Source organism: Bifidobacterium sp. LH_743 (genome assembly GCF_056355775.1).
The window spans coordinates 414,464-430,647 of record NZ_JBKESZ010000001.1 but is presented as its reverse complement, the minus strand read 5'-3'; the positions used below and the strand labels follow the sequence as shown (position 1 = coordinate 430,647).

Annotated in this window: 12 protein-coding genes; 1 reads left to right on the top strand and 11 read right to left on the bottom strand. The window is 61.7% G+C overall.

What is annotated here, in order from left to right; translation table 11 throughout:
• Nucleotides 1–19: 19 nt before the first annotated feature.
• The 7 genes from AC1ATL_RS01725 to AC1ATL_RS01695 form a co-directional block, all read right to left on the bottom strand.
• Nucleotides 20–1,360, bottom strand: a complete 1,341-nt coding sequence (locus tag AC1ATL_RS01725) for a C1 family peptidase (protein WP_476567997.1) — start codon at nt 1,358–1,360, stop codon at nt 20–22.
• The gene (locus tag AC1ATL_RS01720) at nt 1,353–2,801 is read right to left on the bottom strand and encodes a cell division protein (protein ID WP_476567995.1); all 1,449 of its coding nucleotides are present in this window, start codon (nt 2,799–2,801) and stop codon (nt 1,353–1,355) included. The genes AC1ATL_RS01725 and AC1ATL_RS01720 overlap by 8 nt, the downstream gene beginning before the upstream one ends.
• 190 nt (nt 2,802–2,991) lie before the next feature.
• The gene (locus AC1ATL_RS01715) at nt 2,992–3,678 is read right to left on the bottom strand and encodes a pyroglutamyl-peptidase I (RefSeq protein ID WP_476567993.1); all 687 of its coding nucleotides are present in this window, start codon (nt 3,676–3,678) and stop codon (nt 2,992–2,994) included.
• A gap of 82 nt (nt 3,679–3,760) precedes the next feature.
• Nucleotides 3,761–4,570, bottom strand: a complete 810-nt coding sequence (locus AC1ATL_RS01710; RefSeq protein WP_476567991.1) for an IspD/TarI family cytidylyltransferase — start codon at nt 4,568–4,570, stop codon at nt 3,761–3,763.
• Nucleotides 4,571–4,628: 58 nt separating this feature from the next.
• The gene (locus tag AC1ATL_RS01705) at nt 4,629–5,645 is read right to left on the bottom strand and encodes a purine nucleoside phosphorylase YfiH/LACC1 family protein (RefSeq protein WP_432623402.1); all 1,017 of its coding nucleotides are present in this window, start codon (nt 5,643–5,645) and stop codon (nt 4,629–4,631) included.
• Nucleotides 5,646–5,728: 83 nt separating this feature from the next.
• Nucleotides 5,729–7,288 carry a peptidase U32 family protein gene (locus tag AC1ATL_RS01700; protein ID WP_476567989.1) on the bottom strand — a complete coding sequence of 520 codons (1,560 nt, stop codon included), beginning with the start codon at nt 7,286–7,288 and terminating at the stop codon, nt 5,729–5,731.
• A gap of 79 nt (nt 7,289–7,367) precedes the next feature.
• A complete protein-coding gene (locus AC1ATL_RS01695) occupies nt 7,368–8,888 on the bottom strand; it encodes an aminotransferase-like domain-containing protein (protein WP_476567987.1) in 1,521 nt (506 codons plus the stop codon).
• A 217-nt stretch (nt 8,889–9,105) separates the two neighbouring features.
• Here AC1ATL_RS01695 and AC1ATL_RS01690 point away from each other — a divergent pair, with 217 nt between their 5' ends.
• Complete coding sequence (locus AC1ATL_RS01690) at nt 9,106–9,786, top strand: LysE/ArgO family amino acid transporter (protein WP_476567985.1); 681 nt, start codon at nt 9,106–9,108, stop codon at nt 9,784–9,786.
• 29 nt (nt 9,787–9,815) lie between these two features.
• Here AC1ATL_RS01690 and AC1ATL_RS01685 read toward each other — a convergent pair whose 3' ends face one another.
• The 4 genes from AC1ATL_RS01685 to AC1ATL_RS01670 form a co-directional block, all read right to left on the bottom strand.
• Entirely contained in the window at nt 9,816–10,679 is an 864-nt protein-coding gene (locus tag AC1ATL_RS01685) for an aldo/keto reductase (protein ID WP_476567983.1), read from the bottom strand.
• A 216-nt stretch (nt 10,680–10,895) separates the two neighbouring features.
• Nucleotides 10,896–13,085 (bottom strand): DUF2207 domain-containing protein, encoded by a 2,190-nt coding sequence (locus tag AC1ATL_RS01680; protein WP_476567981.1) that lies wholly within the window; start codon nt 13,083–13,085, stop codon nt 10,896–10,898.
• Nucleotides 13,086–13,147: 62 nt separating this feature from the next.
• The gene (locus tag AC1ATL_RS01675) at nt 13,148–15,361 is read right to left on the bottom strand and encodes a DUF2207 domain-containing protein (protein ID WP_476567979.1); all 2,214 of its coding nucleotides are present in this window, start codon (nt 15,359–15,361) and stop codon (nt 13,148–13,150) included.
• Between the two features lie 136 nt (nt 15,362–15,497).
• Nucleotides 15,498–16,058 (bottom strand): LemA family protein, encoded by a 561-nt coding sequence (locus AC1ATL_RS01670; RefSeq protein WP_476567977.1) that lies wholly within the window; start codon nt 16,056–16,058, stop codon nt 15,498–15,500.
• Between the last annotated feature and the right edge of the window lie 126 nt (nt 16,059–16,184).

Here is a 16,184-nt window from a genome sequence, read left to right as displayed (position 1 = left end):
GCGTATTGGCCGGCGCGCGCTATTTGGCCAATGCGCCCATCGGATCCCATGCGGGGAGCATTTGGGCGGGCTCTTCCAGGGCCTTGAGGTATTCGTCGGGGAGGAGCGCCTTCGGGACGGCAACCTCGTAGACGTATTCGGTGAACCAGTCGTCGCTCATGGTGAAATAGCCCTTGTCGGCGATCTTGTCGCCCCAGGAATTCTCCACACGCCAACGACGAGTGGTGTGGCCATCATCCGCCACATCCACGCCGACGAAAGCCATAGCGTGGTTCATCGCGGAATCGCCGAAACGCACGCGGCCTTCCTTGTCCAAATCGAAATCGACATCGTACACACGACCGTATTCGAACAAATCAGTGGCCCACGCGCCGTTCACGCGGTCCATCATCGGATGGCAATCGGCACCGAACCACACCGGAATGCCCTGCTCCTCAAGAATGCGGCGCACGCAATCCTTCATGAACTGGTTCGGCACGTTGAGGTATTCGGTCGGATCTCCACCCGCCACATTGCCCAGATGCTCGATGCCGATCTTCTTGCCCTTGGCATGCTCACGGCGCGGATCGTCCACGAGACACACGTAGCTTTCCAAATCGGCGGAACCAACATACTTCTTCCAGAACTCGACCGGCGTAATCTCGCCGTCGCGGTGGAATTCGCCGTCCTTGTCGGTCCATTCCCAGTCGAAGCTCTTCGGCGGCTCGCCCAAATGAATCGTCAGAATGCGGTGGCCGGCAGCGGTGGCTTCGGCGATGACGCCGTCGATCGAGGACGGATCGGCGTACATGTGCGCCACGGCGGTGCGCAGCATGCGGCGCAGCTGCGTGTTCATCTCACCGGTGTTCTTGGACGACTCGGTCTCCGGATACAGGTCCTTCGGAACCGCGCCGTACTTCTTGTAGACGTTCATGGCCATGGTCCACTGGCCGCCATCGCCCATCACGTCGGCAAGCAGATGCTGCATCAAACGCGAGTCGGACGGCTCGCCCGCACGCACCAGCGCGGCCACATCCTTCAGGAAGTAGTTGACGCGCTCAAGCTTGTCGTAGTACATGGCGTAGTTCTGGGAGAACTCGAACTCCTTGAGGCCCATGTTCCGCTTGGCCACGAAACGGGCCACGTTCAGCGAGCTGAACAGCCAGCAGCGGCCGGAACGGTCCTGATGGGTGACGGTGCCATTGTCCACGACGGTGGAGAAGCGGCGCTGCATCAGACGCGCGCGGTCATAGTTGAGCGCCACTTTGTCAATGCCGGCCGCCGTGACGGCGTTCATGGCCATACGGTTATGCTCGCTCGCCTCGAAATCATCGACGAGCTTGTTCAATTCATCACAGCTCAATGGTGTGATGTCAGTCATTATCAGATTCCTCCTGGTTGTCATCATCAGAAACGAACTGTTCGTCCGCGGGCGAGTCCACCGTCGTGTCCGCCGCGTCGAATTCCACGGCATCCGCGGACGCCTCCTGCGTCTGCACGTCCCCGTTCTGCGCTTCGTCGGCAGCCGGCGCACCTTCGGACGAAGCACCGTCGTCGACGGCATTGACCACGGATAGGCCATTCGCGCCGAAACCGGAGAAGGCGTTGGCGAACATGGCGCGCAGCTCGGTGACGCGCTGCGTGATCTGCGATTCGCGGGCCTGCAGGTCGGCGATACGCTTCTGGATGCCTTCCATCTCCTTCTTGGCGGCTTCGCGACGCTCGTTGACCTGTTCGTCGGCGTCCTCGGTGGCCTGCTTGAGGATGCTTGCCGCGTTCGTGTCGGCCTCCTCGCGCTTGTTCTTGGCGTACGTTTCGGCTTCGTCACGGATGGTCTGGGCCTTGGACGTCAGCTCGTCGGCCTGCTTCTTGGCGACCTCACGACGCTCGTTCAGGTCGGCGAGCAGCTCGTTGACCTTCTTCGTGGCCTCGTCCTGCTGGTTCGAGATGTCGGCGCGGATCTGCTCCACCTCGGCATTGACCTGGCTCATGGTCTGGGTGCGGTGCACTTCGGCCTCGTCGGTGATCTCCTGCGCCTTCGACTTGGCGGCATCGGTGATTTCGGCGGCACGACGCTGCGCGTCGGTCATCATCTTGGACACCTGCTCGCGCACGTCGGCCAGTTTCTTGTTGGCTTCGGCGAGAGCGGATTCGATCTGGTCGTTGGTCTCGCTCTTCAGGCGGGAGATCTCCTCATTGGCGTTCTTGCGCTGTTCGGCGATCTTGCTGGTCGCCTCGGCACGCATGTCGGAGATCTCACGCTCCTGCTTGGCGCGTTCGGCGGCGAGACGCTTGTTATGCTCCTCGCGGGAATTGGTCAGTTCCAGATCCACGGTCTGACGCTGGGCGACCACGGCCTTCTGCGTCTCGCTGCGCATCTGCTCCACCTCGCGCTGGGCGCTGGCGCGCAGCTTGTCAGATTCCTCCTTGGCCTTGCCGAGCATGTCGGCGGATTTGGCTTTGGCGTCGTCCATCATGCGCTTGGAATCGATTTTGGCGTTGTTCAGCAGCGTTTCGGCCTGCAGCTGCACCGTGGCGCGCGCGGCGGTGGCGTCCTTCTTGGCGCGTTCAAGCAGTTCGGCGCTGGTCTGTTCGGCGCTGGCGAGCATCTGCTGGGCGTTGGCACCGAGAGAGGCGAAGGACTTCGGAGAGGACTTCTTGTTCTTCTCCTCCTGCAGCTGCGCCTGCAGCTCGAGGATGGTCTGGTCGTCGGCCTTGACCTGTTCACGCAGGCGGTTCACCGTCTCCTGCGCCGAGGCGAACGCCTCGTCGACCCTGTCCTTGTCATACCCCCTCAACACGATTGGGAACTGCTCAACCATGCCCTTTTCCTTTCACGAATTCCCTTATCTCGCGCATTTGGCCGCGCATACTCGCTCTGTACTTTAGCTCAGCCCATGCACGCCACGCAGACAGAACGCATTATTCTCACAGAGAGCACAGAAATCGTTCGAAAAGGGGGAATGGAAAGGATGGTCCGGCATGTCCGCCGACACGGCATGCCGCAATCGTTCAGCCGAGCAGAATATCCCCCGATGACGGCTGCAGGAAATATCGCACGGATTCGCGCAGCACGTCGTCGACCGCGGCCGTCTGCTGTTCGATCGACAGGCCGCGCTCGTGCGGACGTTCGTTGACGATCGGCAGGCTGACGAAACCCGACAGAATGCGCTTCGGCTGCGACGCCGACCAATCCAGCAGATGGTAGAACAGCGAATTGCAGACGAACGTGCCAGCGTCGGAACTCAACGTCGCGGGAATCTCATGCTTGGCGAAATCGCGCAGAATCGACCGCAACGGCAGACGCGTCCAATACGCGGCCGGCCCGTTCGGATCGATGGGACGCCGCTCCGGAATCACATTGTCCGCGTCCGGTCTGGCCGCGTCCATGAGATTCGTGGCGCATCGTTCCAGCAGGATGCCGCGGGACGTGCGCTTGAGCCCGGTGGCGATGACGATGTCCGGCTTGGTCCGTTCGATGGCTTCCAGCAGAGTGGGCCATGCGTTGGCGAAGCTCACCGGCAACGTGACGTTGGTGACGGTGATGGAGACGTCCTGCAGCAGGTCTTCCGAAATGGCCTGCGATATCGCCGGATCAGCCCATTGTTCAACGACCGCCGCCGGCACGAGCACGGCCGGATTGACGTCGATGCCTTCATATGGCGCGAAGCCGGAGATGACGATGTTGATCTGCTGCATGGTTTCCAGTGTACGTGGCGATACGCGATGCCGCATGACGGACGCGCCACGCGGCACGTGGTCGATTGGATCGGTGCCCGAATCAGCGGCTGTGCATCTGCGAGAACGCTTCGGCGAACACCGCGTGCATGCGCGCCTTGGCGGCCTCCTTGACATGTTCGGGGTCGAGGCTGTTCGCGATGCCTTCGGCTATCGGCATGTCGGACGGCGTGGTGATTTTGAGGTTCATCTCAGAACCTTCCACGATGGCCACCGGTTCGTCCGGCAGATAGTCCACCACCACGCGCGTATCGTCGGTCGGATGGAAATCGGGGTCGGCCGAAGCCAGTTCGTACGCCTTGACGATGGTGCCGAATCGGAAGGCCTGCGGGGTCTGCGCGCGGAAGGTGTTCGGACGGTCCGGCACGGATCCGACCACCTTGCGGTCGCCCAGGTCCTTCGTGAGCAGAATCGTGTCGGTGGACGCGAACGCCACGGTGGCCGCATTGAACTGGTCCAGCGCGTCAATGCAGCCGTCGATGGACCGCTGCTCGACGAACGGCCGCACGCCGTCGTGGATGAGCACCTTCGCACCGGACGGGATGCCGGACTGCCTGAGCAGGTCCAGGGCCGCGAGCGTGCTGTCCACGCGTTCGGCGCCGCCTGGCACGATGGCGCGCACTTTGGAATAACCGGCCTGGTCGATGAGCTCGCTCACCGTTTCCTCCACCCGGTCGTTGACCACCACGATGATGTCGCTGACCCGGTCGTTGTTCTCGAACGCCTCAATGCTCCAGCAAACGATCGGTTTGCCGCCCAACGACACCAGCTGCTTAGGATTGTCCTCGTCGAATCGCGTGCCGAACCCCGCGGCCAGCACCACGGCCACGACCGGCATTTTCTGTTCCTGCATCACTTCGCCCCTTCGGTTTTCCGTTTTCGATGTTTGTTTCGATGATCGCGATATCCGATTATTCGCGCACGATCAGCGCCAGCATGCGGCCTTCGTGCGTTTTCCCGGCAAGCGACGCACGGCGATGCGAGAACCACAGCGGATTCTCGTACGTGCACAGGCTGCGGCGGATCTTGTTGAAACGTTCGGCGAGCTGTGAATCACCCTCACCGTCGGCGGCGCAGATGCCGGCCAGCTCCTCGTCCTCCGACAGATACTGCGTGGCCGCGTTGACGCGCGGACGGGAGGATACGACGTTGTCGGCCGGCACGCCCGCCTTGGCGAGCTCCTGCAATGCGGCGGCGGCGATGTCGATGCCCGGCTGGCCGAAACGGCTCAACGTGAAGGTTCCCGGGAACTGCGCGTCGAATTCGTCCGCGATGTCTCCGCCCACCTCGTAGCAATCGCCGCAGATACGCGGACCGAGCGTGGCGACGATGCGCTCAGCCTTGGCTCCTTTGGCGACCATCTTCTCGACGGTGGCGCCGATCACGCCTTTCTGCAGGCCGCGACGGCCGCAATGCGCGGCGCCGATGACGCCGGCTTCGGGGTCGGCCATGAGCACCGGCAGGCAATCGGCGGCGAACATGCCGAGCGCCACGTGCCTGCGGGACGTCACCTGGCCGTCGGCTTCGATGACGGCCGGTTCGTCTTCCACGCTTTCCGCACCAGACTCCGAGCCGCCCTTCGTGCCGGACACGTCGAATCCGAACGGCTGGTTGATGGTGAACGATTCATCCACGTCCACCGCATCGCCGGAATGCACCTGGCTGATGAGGCTGATCTTAGCGCCGAGCACGTCGGCGAGCGCCACCCGATTGGCAAGCACGTGTTCCGGATCGTCTCCGGATTTGCCCCCGAGGTTGAAGTGCGCGAAATCGCCTTCGCTGGAGCCGCCAAGACGCGTGGTGTAGACCACTTTGATGCCGGGGGCCAGCATGATCGGGATGGTCACGGGAATCGGGTTGCCGTTCTTGTCGGTGGGGTCAATGGCGTTGGAATCGAGGATCGCGTCATCGTATTGTGTGCTGCTCATGTCTTGTTTTCCTTGGTTTTTCTGCGATTTGAAGGATTTCTGGCGATTGCCGGGCTGTGTCCGGCCTGGTTTCGTCCGTCCGTTTATTCGGCTTTCAGCGTCGGCTTCTTCGTGCGTGACCGGATGGCCGCGTTGACCGGAACTTCGCGTGGGCATGGCATGGAGAAGACGTGCGCCGGGTTGTTGATGGCTTCCACCCAGTGTCCGTCGGCGTCGCGGAAGCCGCCCGCCGGAACGGTGTAGGAGAAGGGCGCGGCGCCGGGCAGCACGAATTCGACTTCCTGTCCGGCTTCGATCTTGTTGCGGCTCATGATGGTCACGCGACCGCCGTCCTCCGGGCTCCAGGACAGCACTTCGCCGACCACGAGCCATGCACGGAAGTAGGCGGAGCGGTCGGTGCTCTGCTGCACCTTGCGCTCCGGATAGTAGAAGCCGGTGGAGTAGTCGCGGTGCGCCACCTTGTCGGGTTCGTCGAGCAGCCAGTCGGGCAGTTTGACGTGCGGTGCCGGACGCACTCCCGCATGATGCCAGCCTTCCGGCAGAATCTCGGCTGCGGTGTTCGACTTGCGGCGGGTGCTGCGCGCGTGGTAGCTCAGGTTGTCCGGCTCGCCGATGGCGATATTGCCGGACGAAGCGCCGCCGACGGGCATGCCGTCAAGGTCGGGTTTGCCAGCGAACGCCCCGTCGGCGTTGGCCATGATCGCATCCTCGGTTTCCGGCTTGCCGTAGTCGGGGTCGCCGGGCCGAATCACACGGTCGTGGAAGGGCTTCAGCTCGTTGCCGTCAGCGTCCTCGAAACCGCGCTGGACCATATATTCGTTGACGGCCGTCTTGTAGGCGTTGGTCATGGCCGCGATGTAGTAGGCGCTCTTGGAACGGCCTTCGATTTTGAGGCTCGTCGCGCCCGAATCGATGAGATCGTCGATGTGGGCGAGCATGTTCATGTCCTGCGAATTGAACAGGTACGCGCCTTCCGCGGTCTGCTCGATCGGGAAGTACCGGCCGGGACGCTTCTCCTCCACGATGGAATACTTCCAGCGGCACGGCTGCGCGCATTCGCCATGGTTGCCGTCGCGTCCGGTCAGATAGTTGGAGAACAGGCAGCGTCCGGAGAAGGCCATGCACATGGCGCCGTGGACGAAGCATTCGATGTCGAGGTCGTCGGGGATGCGCGCGCGGATGTCGCGCACGGCCTGCAGATCCATTTCGCGGGCCAGCACCACTCGGCGGGCGCCCAGCTCGTAGAACGCGTTGGCGGCCTGGTAGTTGGTCACACCGGCCTGCGTGCTCACGTGCAGTTCGAGGTTCGGAGCCACTTGCTTGGCCATGAGCATCACGCCGATGTCGGATACGATCAGCGCGTCCACGCCGGTGTCCTTCAGCTTGCCGAGGTATTCGCGCATGGCCTCCACCTCGTTGTTGCGCGGCAGCACGTTGAACGTGACGTACACGCGGGCGCCGCGCTCGTGGGCGTACCGTGCGCCCTCCTCGAAATCCTCGAGGCTCAGGTTCTTCGGCGCGCTGCGCATGCCGAACGCCTTGCCGCCGCAGTAGACGGCGTCCGCGCCGTAGTCGACGGCGGTCTTGAGACCCCTCAAATTGCCGGCGGGGGCCAGTACCTCAGGCTTGTTTCTTGTTTGCACGAATGTTCCTCTTACTCGTAAAAGACCATCAGATATTGTCGTAGATTCACGGGACAGGCGGATGCGAGTGGATTCCGCGTCACATGCCTTGCGCGATGTCGGCAAGCGTGTCCACGGCGTCGGCGAACTCCTCCACAGTGGTGTAGGAGTAGCTCAGGCGCAGGGAGTTGTCGGCGGCGAAATCGTAGATGTCGCCGGGGTTGAGCAGCACGCCCCGCTCTGCGGCCAGCTGGAACAGACGCCCCATGCGCATCGGCCGGTCGAAGGTGAGCCAGATGTAGAAGCCGCCGTCCGGCACGTTCCAGTGGGCGCGCCCGCCCAGTTTCGTACGGAGCGTTTCGAGCGCGCAGTCGCGTCGGCGGCGAAGCTCGCGTTTCAACCCGTCGACGTATTCGTCGTACATGCCGTTCGACAGGAATCGTGCGAATGTCCATTGGCTCAGCGCGCTCGCGCCGTAATCCATCTGCATCTTCACGTCGGCGAGCCGTTGCACGATCGGCTCGGCAGCGACCAGCCAGCCGATGCGCAGTCCGGGAGCGAGCGATTTGGACGCGCTGCCGAGCGTGACGACCATGCCGGTCTCGTCGAGCGCCTTCAGCGACGGCAGTGGTCGCGCGCCGAAATACAGGTCGCGGTAGGCTCCGTCCTCGATGATCGGCAGTCGGTTGGCCACGGAAAGTTCGATCAGCTCGCTTCGACGTTGTTCGCTCATGGTGACGCCGGTCGGGTTGTGGTTGGTCGGAATGGTGTACAGGATCGCGTTGTCCCTACGGCTGCGGGCGTCACGCGACGGCAGATGGTCGGCCGACGTGCCCGCGGCCCTCCCCTGCCGTTCCAGCAGCAGATTCCGCAGCGCGCGCACGTCCAGACCGTCGTCATCCATCGGCACGCCTTCCAAATGCATGCCTGCCGATTGGAACACCTGCAGCGACTTGATGTAGCTCGGGGATTCCGCATACACGGTGGTGCCGGCTGGCAAAAGACTCACGGAAATCATCTGCAACGCCTGCAGCGCGCCGGACGTGACCAGCACCTGGCTGGCCGTGCAGTCGACGCCGGTGGCCCGCATATGCGCCGCGATGGCCTCGCGCAGCTCGGGCAGGCCTTCGGGAGGCGGATAGCCGAGCGAGTCGATCTCATCCGCGGCCTCGCCGAGCACCTGACGCCACATGGCTTTCGGGAACAGCCGTGGATCGAGCTCGCCGGTACCGATGCGCGTCATGCCCGGCGTGAATTCGTAACGGTTGATGGCCTGGATGGTGTCGTTGTTGGCCTTGAAAAAGCCGGAATCCACGTAATCGGCCCAGTCGGGCGCGCCCGGCAGCATCAGCGACCACGTGTTGCTGACGATTCTGGTGCCCGCGCCATGCCGACCCTCCACGATGCCGTAATCGGACAGTTCGTTGATGGCCGCGATGACGGTGGAGCGGTTCACGCCGAACCATTCGGCGAGCGCGCGCTGCGACGGCAGACGCGAGCCGATCGACCAGTTGCCGCTTTGCACCTGTTCGCACATGTAGTCGACGATCTGCTCGGTGACGGGTTTGCCGGCGTCTCGGTCCGGCTTCCAGCCGATATTCAACGGTGCGATGCGTGCCATATCGTTCCTTGTACCACTGCTCTCTACGTTTGGTTGAGCCAAACTTCGTTTTTTGGCTGGTTGCTCATTATAGCAGCCACCATACAATATGACACTGGTTACGTTGTTTTACGTGCGATTGCAGATACGCACCAATCGCAAAAATAATCGATTTGGTTGGTTTTGGCTGGGTTGATAGCAACCAGCCAAATCTGTTTGGACGGAATACGAGGCGAGCATGGGATTCTTTTTCCAAGGATTGACGTTGGGATTGGCGTATGTGGCGCCGATCGGCATGCAGAATCTGTTCGTGATCGATTCGGCGCTCACCAAGCCGCGCCGCCGCGCGCTGCTGACCGCGCTGATCGTGCTGTGTTTCGACGCATCGCTGTCACTGGCCTGCTTCTTCGGCGTCGGCAAGCTTATGCAGGACCATGCGTGGCTGAAGCTGGGAGTGCTTGCCGTGGGAGGTCTGGTGGTCATCAAGATCGGCGCCGGACTGCTGTTCCCCCGCACAAGCGGCGACGAAGCGAGAAATCAACAATCGCAAGAGAACCCTCAGAATCCGCAGCCGCAGGGACTCGCGCAACGCATCAGCGCGAAGGCCGGCGGCAACGCGCTGCTGCATACCATCATCACTGCCGGCGTGGTGACGTGGTGCAATCCGCAGGCCATCATCGACGGCACGCTCATGCTCGGAGCGTTCAGCGCGACGCTCACCGTCGGCCAGTCCACGCCGTTCATCACCGGCGTGGAGACCGCTTCAGCGCTGTGGTTCTTCGGCGTCACCCTGCTGGTTTCGCTGTTCAGCCACAAGTTCAGTCCGAGAATCGTCACCGCGATGAACCGCGTGTGCGGCGCGGTGGTGATGCTCTACGGCGTCAAGCTGCTTGCCGACTTCGCGTTCGCGGTGCTGTAGACGCCGTTCGCATCACATCTCAGCCCATCTCAGCCGAGGAAGGCAAGCTCCTCGGGACTGAGTTCGAGCTCGTCCGCCTTGAGCGAGTCGAGGATGGTTTCGGGTTGGTGCGCGCCGGGGATCACGAACATGTGATCGCCCTTGGCCAGCTCCCAAGCCAGCACCACGCGCTGGTAGCTCACGCCATGCTTGGCGGCCACCTCGCGGAACGGGTCGAACAGGTGCTCGTCGTACGGATGACGGTAGCCGCCGAGCGGGCTCCAGCACACGAAGGCGAGGCCTTCCTTGGCGCAGTATTCCAGCGTGTCCTGGGTTTCCAGGTGGATCGGGGAATACTGGTTCTGCACGGCCACAAGTTTGTCGCCAAGAATCTCCTGTGCGATTTTGAGCTGTTCGATGCTCACATTGGACACGCCGGCCCACTGCGCGACGCCTTGGTCGAGCAGCGCCTTGATGCCTTCGCAGGATTCGTTGTACGGCACTTCCGGGTCGTGGCGGTGCAGGTAGAGCAGGTCGATCGAATCGACGCCGAGCGCCTGCGCGGACTGCTTGCCATATTCGATGAGATGCTCCGGCTTGCCGTCGCGCGGCCAGATCGGCTTGTCGCCGTCCCATGCGCGGCGCAGACCCACCTTGGTGGCCACGGTGACCTCGTCACGCGGGCCATTCCAGGTTTCCAAGGCCTCGCGCACCAGCTTCTCGCCGGTCTGCTCCTCCTCGCCCGGCGTGTAGTAGGCCCATGCGGTGTCGATGTGGCGGCAGCCGGCGTCCAGCGAGGCGTGCAGAGTTTCGATGCCAACGTCATGCCCGCGGTTGTTCTCGATGGTCAGCGGCATTTCGCCGTGGCCGATGGCGGTGGTATGGAACGGTCCGAGATCACGGAACAGCGTCATATTCTCTCCTTCGCGACAAGGCGCGTCACGACGATATGCCCAAGCCGGACGCGCCCGATCCCAAGTTCTTGCTCAGGTTCTTGATCCAATGGAAAAGCCTACCAATCGCCATGGGCGAAAGGCAGGCTTTCCTTGCCGTCCCGTCGAATGACCGTTCCATCGGACGAACGATGACGGCGCATGCGGCTTCACGCTCCGCGGGACGGCTTCCGTGGCTCAGCGGCCTCCAAGACCGCCGCCACCGCCGCCTCCACCGCCTCCGCCGAAGCCGCCGCCGGAGAAGGAGCCACCAGAGCCGCCCGACGAGGATGACGGCGCCGCCGCGGCAATCGTGGAACTGATCGACGCGAAGCCGGAACTCAGCTGGGAGCCGATATCGCCGATGCCTCCGACGAACCGCGTTCCGCCGAACGGACCGGACATGCCTCCCATGCCGGTCGACCCACCCCACGCATGGGAACGATACGTCCAATATCCGAGGGAATCGTAACCATACGTGTCAAGCCACCGCGGATCGTTAACCTCGGGATACGCCTTGGCGAACTCCCGAGCCACCTTGTCGGAGATACCGAAGGCGGCCGCATACACCAAGTACCAGTTCCACATCACCAAATCGAGCGCACCACGATCGGAGAAGTTGGAGAAATCCTCCATATAGCGTTTGAGGCCCAGGCATTCGCCCGCGTAGGTCTGTCCGGATTCGGTGAGTCCCTCTTTGCGCCCGGAAGCCAGACAGAACGCGCCAATGCAGACGAACGGTATGCCGAGGCACAGCGCCACCGCGATATTACCGGTGGCGTTGAGCAGCGCACCGGCCAGACCGACGATTATGGACAGGATGCCCATCGGCAGCCACAGTCCGCTGGTGCTTCTGACCGCGTTCAGCTTCAGGAATTCAATATCGCACGCATTGGTGAAATGCTCCATCTCCTGATAGCCGTTCTCCCAATCGGAGCAGGCGGTCTTCATCTGGTTGAAGTCGAACACCGGAGAGCCCACCCGTGCGGAGATGCGGATCAGCAGCTGCAGGCAGGCATCCTCGGACCGGCTCAGCCCCAAGGTTTCCTTATGGGACAGCGCATCCGGCAGAATCACCAGCGTGGTGGTGGTCGATGCGGCGCCGGCGCGGTTCGGGTCAGAGGAAATCATGCGCGCCATGTCCGCCGCGTTCGCCCGGCTCAGGTCGATGCCCCGATACAGGCTGGACGGCCCCGGATACACGGCGAGCGCCTTCTTGACCACCAGCGCCAGCACCGTTGCCGTCAAGGCACGCGACGATCGCTCTCCCTTGGCGTCATCCACCACGTCGATCAGATGCGCGGCGGACGCGGGACTGACCTGCGGACGTTCGCGCCAATACTCGATGCCGCCGCGGTAAGTGGCCTCGCGATTCGAGGAGAGCATGCCACGGATCGCCAGCACGCAGCACAGCACGCCCAGCGCAAGGCAGACCAGCCAGCCGGCGACGGTCAGACGCGCCTTGTTCCGCTGGCTGTCACGCCACCGCTTCTCCTTGCCCGCCTCCGTGGATTTGAGCTCGTCCAAGTAATCGCCGGATTCGGCGCGTTCGACGCCGTCCGCACCGTCGTTGTCGAACGCCGCTACGAGGTCGACGTACTGTTCGGTGCGCAGGTCGTCGACGGTGAAATGCAACGTGCCGTCGGCGTCGCGCGACGTTTGGGACGTGGCCTCGGTATGCAGCCACGCCCATGAATCGTCGGAGCCGATACCCTCGGGGAAGCGTACGGTGGCGGTGACCTTGCCGACCGGCACCGGGTTGTCTTCGGGGAACATCTCCCATTGGAGGCTTGTCACGTCGTCATGCCGCGTGGCCATGTCATGGAACGTCATGGACACGTCGAATCTGAGGCTGCTCTGTCTGACGGTGGCGGGGATGTTCCATCCGATTTCGATTTTCCGCTCATCCCCCGAACCGTTGGGGTTGAGTCCGTCGGTATTGGAATCGAACGGCTGCGGATAGTTGGAACCGTACGTGGTGTCGGCGATGTACCAGTGTCCCGCATACTCCGAATTCCATTCGCTGTCGGATATGCCGTTCGGCAGTTTCGGATCGATTCGTGTGTACTCCTCGCCTGTGGAGGCGTTCGTCACGGAGATGTCGGTGATGTTCGTCAGATCCTGGTTGCGCAGTTTGAAGGTGATGTACAGCTGTTTCCACGGTTTGGCATCGCCGTCGTCGTCTTCACGTTCTTTCAGCTGGTAGTCTAGATGCTCCGTGAATCTGATGTCGCCGTTGCTTTGCAGCCGGGCGTCGAAATCGACGGAACGGCAGCTCAGATCCGCCTCGTCGCCGGACGCGAAGAACGCCACAAGCACCACGGCGACCACCGCCACGAACGCGACGATCGCGGCGACTATGCCTCCTTTGACACGGTCCTTATCCACGTGCCATCACCTTCTTTCCCTCATATCTCATATATCCACTTGCATCGCACGGACCACTCATCTCATCGCCCTCCGAACGAGCCGCCACCGCCGTCGAAACCGCCGCCGCCATTGAAGGAACCGCCCGACCCGCCGTCGAAGCTTGAGCCGCCGGAGGATGGCGCCGCATCGACAATCGTGCTGCGCACGTCGGCGAAGCTGGAGCTGAGCTGCGCGCCGAAATCACCATAATTCGCGCTGAACGACGACACAGCCGCGACGCTTGCGCCTATCGCGGCGCCGGTGGATACGTCCATGACGCTGCTGGAATGCAGCGGCATGTACATGTACGACGAGCCGGCATGCTCGTCCAGCCACTGCGGATCGGCCACTTCCGGATATGCCTTGGCTAACTGCGCCATCGCCTTGTCGGCAATGCCGAACGCGGTGGCATACACCATGTACCGGCCCCACAACGTCATATCAAGCACGCCACGGTCGGTGAAATCGCTGAAATCAAGCAGATATCGCTTCAGCCCAACCACTTGGCCGCCATACTTCTGACCGCGTTCCGTCAATGCGTCAAATTTGCCGTACACCAACGAGAACATGCACGCCAGCACGACAGGTACGCAGACGATCGCCGTCACGGCGATCTCACCTCGTCCCCCATACTTCACGCCCTGATAAAACGCGAAAACCAAGCCAAGAATGCCGACCAGGCCATTCAGCAATCCCCTCGTCGAATTGACGGCAATCAGATTGTCGAATTCCTTGGAGCAGGCGTCGTCGAAATCCCGCAGCAGTCTGTAGCCCTTGCTGTAGCGTTTGAACGCCTTGTTCATCTGTTTGAGATCGAACACCTGCGCATCCTTCAACCGCGAGGACGCCTTGAGCAGGATGTCGAGCGCCGCACGTTCGGACGAGCTCAGCAGCAACGAGTCGATGTCATCGTGCACGACAGGCATGATGACGATCGTGCTGGTCTTCTTCATCTTGCGTGCGGTCGCGGCGTTCGAGCCGAGCATCCCGGCCACCGATGCGGCATCGGTTGCGGTCAGGTCGATGCCGTTGTACAGTTTCGCAGGTCCCGGATAGATGGCGATTGCGCCCTTCGACGCGAGCGACATCACGGTGGCGGACATTTGCCGGTTGACCAGCTTCTCGTCGTCTTTGGTCTTGCCGGAACCGAGAATCGCGAAGGACTCGCTCATGACATCGTCCATCCTCGCCGCGGCCGCCGGACTCATGTGGGGCAGGTCGCGGCAGTATTCGATATCGCCTTTGTACTGCGACTTGCGGAAGCTGGTGATACCGAGGTACAGCGATCCCGCAATGAACGCCAGTCCGATCAGCGCCGAACCGACCCAGCCGGTCACACGCTTGGTGGCTTCATCATGCCGCTCGTCGCGCCACTCCTTCTCCCTCTGGGTTTCGTAGTCGATGAGCTCCTGCTTGCGTTCGCCGCTCGTCTTGCGTACCACGTCCTGCGATTTCGCGACATCGAACATGGCCACGACGTCCAGATAGTCGCCGGACCATATATCGTCCGCAGAGAAGACCAGAGACCCGTTCCTGCCACGTTTCGTGGTGGACGAGTTCCTGGTATGCAACCACGCCCAGGAATTCTTCTTATCGACACCGTCGGGGAACGTGACCGTGCCGGTCACTTTGCCGATCGGCACTCCGTTCTCCCAACCGAACGGCTCCCATTGGAAGGAGACGACGTCATCGTAGGCGGTGCTCACGCCATGCATGGTCATGGACACGTCGAATTTGAGGCTGTCAGCGGATGAGGTTTCCGGAATATTCCAACCGATTTCCACAAACTTCTTAGATGACGATGAATCGGCCTGCAAACCGTCGGTCTCAGGATCGAAAGGCTGGGGATCACTTAAATCAGTGACGTCCACGATGTACCACTGGCCTGCGTATCTGGCGTTCCAATTGGTGACATCATCGGGAAACGCAAAATTGCCTTGGACGTACGTCTCGTTGTTGGTGACGTCCTTCACGCTGATATCGTCGATATTCGTCAGATCGCTGGAGTGGAGCATGTACCGCTGGTACATCTGTTTCCAATCGCGGCCACGGTCTTTCAGCTTCATATCGATATGCTGCGTGATCTTGAGGTCGCCATTCCTAAGCACCGTGGCGTCGTAATCGAGCGTACGGTAGCTCAAATCCGGTTCGACTCTGGCAGACACCAACTTCAGACCCAGAAAGGCGGCGCCCAATAGCAGTGCCGCCGCGGCCACCGCGAACAGCACGCCGACCAACGCACGTTTGATATTCATATGCTCTCTCTTGGCTCTCTAAGCGGACGGGCCGCGAGAAGCCGACGTACCGCATATGCGAAAAAGGGAGCACCGGCGAAGTATCCATCCCGTCGGCGTTCCCTTTCTTCCGTATGGAAACGCTGTATGGAAATGCTCAGAACTGGACCTGAGGGGCCTGACGGTCCGCCTCGTCGATCTGGAAGTAGGACGCCTGCTTGAAGTGGAACAGTCCGGCGATGATGTTCGAAGGCACGACCTCGATCTTGGTGTTGTACTTCTGCACCACGTCGTTGTAGAACTGGCGCGCGTAGGCGATCTTCTCCTCAAGCGCCTTGAGCTGGCCCTGCAGATCCAGGAAGTTCTGGTTGGCCTGCAGCTGCGGATACGCCTCCGCCACCGCCTGAAGGTTCATGATCGCGCGGCTGAGTTGGTTCTCGGCCTGGATGCGCTGCTGCACGTCGCCGGATTGCGCCGCCTGAAGCGCGTTGGCTCGGGCCTGGGTCACCTGGGTGAGCACCTGCGATTCATGGGCCGCATAGCCTTTGACCGTCTGGACGAGATTCGGGATGAGGTCGGCGCGTTGCTTGAGCTGCACGTCGATCTGCGACCAGCCGTTCTTCACGCGGTTGCGCAACGTGACCAGACCGTTGTAGGCGGAGACGCCCCACAAAATGACCAACACAATGACAACGAGTGCAATAATGCCGAATATCATGAGAAAATCCTTGCTTCTTCGCTTGTTTGGTTGTTTTATTTTCTCATGAGGGCTACACAATTCGGAATTATGTCTATTATTTTGGCATATTCGTAAATCGATTGACGCAAATGTTTGCATAGCATG